The organism is Aphanothece microscopica RSMan92, from assembly GCF_046613545.2.
In the GTDB taxonomy this organism is placed as follows: domain Bacteria; phylum Cyanobacteriota; class Cyanobacteriia; order PCC-6307; family Cyanobiaceae; genus NIES-981.
Map to the genome: position 1 here is coordinate 1 of NZ_JBKKKY020000236.1, position 881 is coordinate 881.

Consider the following 881-nt stretch of genomic DNA (forward strand, 5'->3'; position numbering starts at 1 on the left):
GATTGCGAGCGGGATCAGGGGGGCAAGGGGCAGGGGCATGGCGACCTCCGGGTTCTGCGGCGACTGTAGGGGCGGAGGGGGCCAGCTGTAAACGGTCGTGAAGGGTGTCCACGGTGGACAAACGTCAGAGTATCAATGATTGCAATGGCTTGGCTGCGGACGGTAACGGAAAATTAACGCGTGGTTCTTAGCCGTGGTCTGAGGTCACTGGGCTGCTCCTGCGCTGCGACTTCCTCTACGCGTCGCGACCCCAGCGAAGAGTGACGAAGTCAAAGGCGGGCGCTGTGGTCCGCATTCCCCAGCCAGTCGTTCACGGCCCGGGCCATCGCCTCGGGCTTGTTGCCGCTGGTGTAGTAGCTGGTGAAGGGCACGGTCTGCGGCGGATCGGCCAACTGAAGCTCGGTCCGGTACGTATTGCCATCACTGTCGTAGGAAACGCCGACGCTAGCCGTCTTCAGCCGCCCCAGCGGGTGGCTTTCCGTGCTGAGCCCACGGACCGAGCGCATCGTCCGGGTCAGCTGACCGCTGGAACGGTCCAGCGTCAGCCGCACCCGCCGCACCATCAGCGCAGCGATCAGAACCGGAATGCCACCGCCAAACATGGCAAGGAAGGCTCCGCCCAGGATCTCTCCATCGCCCATCATCGCCAAGCCGCCGAAGATCATGGCCAGGGCCATGCCGATCAGCATCAGTCCAAGAAACCAGGGGCGATCTTCGAGAACGAGCAGCGTGTCGGACCGGTGAATGATCTTCATCGTACCCCCTGCACCGCAACCGTGGGCATGGTGCCATGCGTGCAGGCGGCCGACAACGCGGGTGCCTCAGCCCAGATCGCGGCGGATCAGGGCCGCGATCTCTTGCGCGGCGACATTTCCCTGCGA

The 881-nt window shown here is 64.1% G+C and carries 1 protein-coding gene; it reads right to left on the bottom strand.

All coding sequences use genetic code 11. The annotated features are described in order from the left end of the window. Positions 1–269 precede the first annotated feature (269 nt). Complete coding sequence (locus ACLD7X_RS17190) at positions 270–689, bottom strand: hypothetical protein (protein WP_425625431.1); 420 nt, start codon at positions 687–689, stop codon at positions 270–272. Between the last annotated feature and the right edge of the window lie 192 nt (positions 690–881).